At 59.5% G+C, this 3,778-nt stretch carries 6 protein-coding genes; 4 read left to right on the top strand and 2 right to left on the bottom strand.

The window, feature by feature from the left end; genetic code table 11:
- The 3 genes from ABX749_RS25445 to ABX749_RS25435 all read left to right on the top strand — a co-directional run.
- Positions 1-198, top strand: a 198-nt coding sequence (locus ABX749_RS25445) for a hypothetical protein (protein WP_372898479.1), incomplete at its 5' end; no start/stop codon positions are given.
- Entirely contained in the window at positions 167-379 is a 213-nt protein-coding gene (locus tag ABX749_RS25440; protein WP_372898478.1) for a DUF542 domain-containing protein, read from the top strand. The genes ABX749_RS25445 and ABX749_RS25440, both read left to right, overlap by 32 nt.
- 88 nt (positions 380-467) lie before the next feature.
- Positions 468-893 (top strand): Rrf2 family transcriptional regulator, encoded by a 426-nt coding sequence (locus ABX749_RS25435; RefSeq protein ID WP_372898477.1) that lies wholly within the window; start codon positions 468-470, stop codon positions 891-893.
- A 193-nt stretch (positions 894-1,086) separates the two neighbouring features.
- Here ABX749_RS25435 and ABX749_RS25430 read toward each other — a convergent pair whose 3' ends face one another.
- Together ABX749_RS25430 and ABX749_RS25425 are read right to left on the bottom strand one after the other, a co-directional pair.
- Positions 1,087-1,668 carry a DUF3365 domain-containing protein gene (locus ABX749_RS25430; RefSeq protein WP_372898476.1) on the bottom strand — a complete coding sequence of 194 codons (582 nt, stop codon included), beginning with the start codon at positions 1,666-1,668 and terminating at the stop codon, positions 1,087-1,089.
- Between the two features lie 171 nt (positions 1,669-1,839).
- Complete coding sequence (locus tag ABX749_RS25425; RefSeq protein ID WP_372898475.1) at positions 1,840-2,055, bottom strand: hypothetical protein; 216 nt, start codon at positions 2,053-2,055, stop codon at positions 1,840-1,842.
- Positions 2,056-2,396: 341 nt separating this feature from the next.
- Here ABX749_RS25425 and ABX749_RS25420 point away from each other — a divergent pair.
- Positions 2,397-3,778, top strand: a 1,382-nt coding sequence (locus ABX749_RS25420) for a homocysteine S-methyltransferase family protein (protein WP_372898474.1), incomplete at its 3' end; no start/stop codon positions are given.

Here is a 3,778-nt window from a genome sequence, read left to right as displayed (position 1 = left end):
TTCGCGTTTGACGCGCAAAAAACGTCAACCCAGGTTGACGCCGACAACCCGGGTTGCCATCCCAGCGGGACGCGTCAGCGAGCGGCGCGTGGTGGTTTCGGGATCAAGCACCGCGCGCCACTGGCTGACGCCACGTGCTGGGGGCGGATTCTGCTACACTTCAAACATGAATTGCGACCTCGACAGCAGTATTCCTGAATGGATCATCGAGCATCCGGAAACGACGCGGGTGTTCAGCGAGTTGGGATTGGACATCGGTTGTGCGGGCAAATCGCTGCGGTACGTTTGCGTCCATCAAGGCCTCAGTCCGCCGGAAGTGCTTGAGCGACTGCGAGCCGCCATCGCGGGCTCGTTGTCCATTGACCGAAATGCCCGCTAGCCTTAGGCTTATCGAAACAAGTCTCTTTTGGACAGCTTTGGCAGCCTCGGTCGGAGAGCGGGAGGGGCGCCGTTCGGTTGCGAATCCCATGAAGCTCACCACGCAGACCGACTACGCCTTGCGAACGCTGATGTTTCTGGCCACACGCAGCGAGCGCGCCAACGTGGCCGATGTCGCAGCGCTGTTCGGCATTTCGGCGAATCACGTTGCGAAGGTCGTCAACCTGCTGTCCCGTGCGGGCTATGTACAAAGCACACGCGGGATCGGCGGCGGGATTGAATTGGCGCATTCCCCGGAAGACATTGTGATCGGGGATGTGATCGCGACCATGGAAACCGACACGCACCTGCTCTCCTGTGTCGGCAGCGATGACTCCTGCGTGATCCATTCGTTCTGCAAGCTCAAGGGAGTCCTGGCAGAAGCCGAACGCATTCAGCAGGAGTTTCTCGGAGGCGTCACGCTCGCCGATGTGATCCCGACGCGGCGACAACTCAATCGCGTTTCTCGATCCTGAGCAACACCCGCCCCGCACGAAGGGTTCGGGGGTCGGATCTGACGCGATACCTCTGGGGTAATGCCGAACCGCTCCGTCATTGAACACCGACGTCGATGGCAACTTCATCCGGTTTGGCAGGGCCATGGACTTCGCCGTCCGCGACGTAGCGACGCGGCAGTTCGTTGTTCCAGAATCGGCAGGACAAACGCAACTACTCGATCGGCACGGTGTAACTGATCGCTCCGATCGGCTCGCCCTCGGCGACATCTTCGTAGTGTGCGTGGCACATGATGCATTTTTGCATGACGACCGGTACCGGTGTCAATGCACGCAAGTAGTGCTTGCCGTCCAGGCTGACGACCTCGTCGACACGCTTCGCCCCGGCCTTCAACTTCTTGATGCCCTGCTTTTCGAAGTCATCTTTGGCGACATTTTCGGATTCATAGGGATCGCCCGTGGCGTCGATCAATCGAATCGTCTTGTCGCTGCCATCGGAAATCTTCTTGAACAACAACACCGCCGCGCTACCGGCAGCAAAATCGTCATCGTCGTTGACATACTTGTCGGTCACCAACACGATCGTTTGCTTGAAGATGTTGTCCAGCGTTTGCACCGTCTTGCGCGATCGCTCGATTGCTTTCTTGCCCGGTTTCTTCTCAGCCTTTTTGGCATCAGTCCGCGCGGTCGCCGCGGGTTCTTGGGCGTGAACCGACGGGGCCGTCAATGAAGATCCGCAGGCGAGCGAGACGGCCAGTGTCGCGACAAAGCAGGCAGACAGGGGAAGGCGTTTCATGGGGGTTTCCTGAAGGGGGAGATGCAACGGAGGGGAATTGCAAATGTGTATAACGGAGTATAGTTTTAGGGTCCAGGAAGACCGTTGTCAATTTTTCGATACTCGCTTTCACGATCCAGTCGCCGCGGCTGCCGGCATGGCCGTCGCGCCTGGCCGCTGGTTCGGCGCCCGTCAGGCCGCTTGCCCGACCTTCGCCAACGCTTCCACGCCGATGCGATCGCCGACCATGAATGAATACGTCTTGCCGAGTCGATCTTTGCGGCGTGGTTTGCGCAGGTCACGGTCGTCTTGTTGGTCGGTGCCGTGAAACGTCAACAACTTGGTGGTCGCGTCGGCCAGTTCGTCGGGGAGGCTGCCACGCATCCCGACACTGTCTTCTTTGATCAATTCGACCGTTGACTTTTTCGGCTTTTGGGCGGCATGGGTGTCGTCTCATGACGCGGGTTAACGCAACGCTTTGAAACATGTATGATTCGTGCATGTTTGTAGGGATCGGCTTTCCCCCTGTCAACCTTGCGTGGTGCGAGAGCGGATCCGTCGTCGAACGGCCGAAAGCCTCGGCGGTTTGTCGATTGAATCAGCCGTTTGGCGCGAGCCTACTCGCCTCGGTGCGTTTCCTTGGTGGTCGAGGCCCGTACGCTCGCGCGAGACGGCTAATCGACACGTGTGATCCGCCCGCCCTCGCCCATCCCGTCCTGAACCTACCCGACCAACCCTGGCCGACCCCGATGATTCAAGCCGAACCACACGACACGTCCATCCTTGGTGCGCTCGCGCGGGAACGGATCCTGCTTCTTGATGGCGCGATGGGAACCATGATCCAGCGTCTGGGATTGGACGAAGCGGCTGTGCGGGGTGAGCGTTTCGCCGATCACCACAAGGACCTCAAGAACTTTTCTGACATCCTTTGCCTGACGCATCCCGACAAGATCACCGAGATCCACCGGGCTTACTTTCAGGCCGGCAGCGACATCGTGGAAACGAACTCGTTCGGCGCATCACCGGTTGGGATGGTCGAGTTTGGTCTGCCGCTTGACCTGGTCGATGAAATCAACCATGCGGCGGTCGCGTGCGCACGCGCCGCGGCCCAGGAGTGGACCGAACGCACACCCGACAAACCGCGTTTTGTGGCCGGTTCGATCGGACCGACGACCAAGCAATTGGCCATCAGCACCGAAGACGATCCGGCGTATCGCGGCACGACGTTCCAGGAAATGGTGGACAGCTATCGGGCCCAGGTCGAATCGCTGGTCGCCGCCGGGGTCGACGTACTGCTGCCCGAGACCGCGATCGACACCTTGAATTTAAAGGCGTGTTTGTTCGCGATCGCCGACTTTTTCAATGCCGGTGGTCGTCGGGTTCCTGTGATGGCCAGCGGCACCTTTGGCGATGGCGGACGGACCTTTGTCAGCGCACAAAGTGTCGAGGCCTTTTGGACGGCCATCAACCACTTTCCGTTGCTTTCGGTCGGCATGAATTGCGCGCTCGGGCCCGACGTGATGCGGTCTCACATCGAAGAACTTGCCAAAGTTGCCGAAATCCCGATTTCCTGCCATCCCAACGCCGGATTGCCCAACGAGATGGGTGAATTCGACCTCGGCCCCAAGGCGATGGCGGACAAGGTGGGTGAATACGCCGACAACGGTTGGGTGAACATCCTGGGCGGTTGCTGCGGCACGACGCCCGACCATATCCGCGCGATGGCCGATCGCGTCAAAGGATGCCGGCCCAAGCAAGACGCACCCGGGCCGGTCTACACGCGGTTGTCCGGTCAGATGCCGCTGGTGATGCGTCCTGAGGTGCCGTTCACGATGGTCGGTGAACGCACCAACGTGATGGGCAGCAAAAAGTTCGCCCGCCTGATCCGTGATGAAAAGTATGAAGAGGCCGTCGAGATTGCGCGCGAGCAAGTTGAAAACGGGGCCACCATCATCGACGTCAACTTTGACGAAGGGATGCTCGATGGTGTCGAAGCGATGACCCGATTTCTGCGTTTGATCGCCGGTGATCACGTCGCTGCATCGGTTCCCGTGATGATCGACAGCAGCAAATGGGAGGTGATCGAAGCGGGGCTTCGCAACGTGCAGGGCAAAGCGATCGTCAATTCGAT

The organism is Stieleria sp. (genome assembly GCF_041595215.1).
Lineage (GTDB): Bacteria > Planctomycetota > Planctomycetia > Pirellulales > Pirellulaceae > Stieleria > Stieleria magnilauensis.
The sequence above is the reverse complement of the archived record's forward strand: the minus strand, read 5'-3'. Positions and strand labels throughout refer to the sequence as shown.

Bases quoted from the DNA above. Each gene is read 5' to 3' on its own strand.
- ABX749_RS25435 (WP_372898477.1), top strand. From the start codon at position 468: ATGAAGCTCACCACGCAGACCGACTACGCCTTGCGAACGCTGATGTTT.
- ABX749_RS25430 (WP_372898476.1), bottom strand. From the start codon at position 1,668: ATGAAACGCCTTCCCCTGTCTGCCTGCTTTGTCGCGACACTGGCCGTC.
- ABX749_RS25440 (WP_372898478.1), top strand. From the start codon at position 167: ATGAATTGCGACCTCGACAGCAGTATTCCTGAATGGATCATCGAGCAT.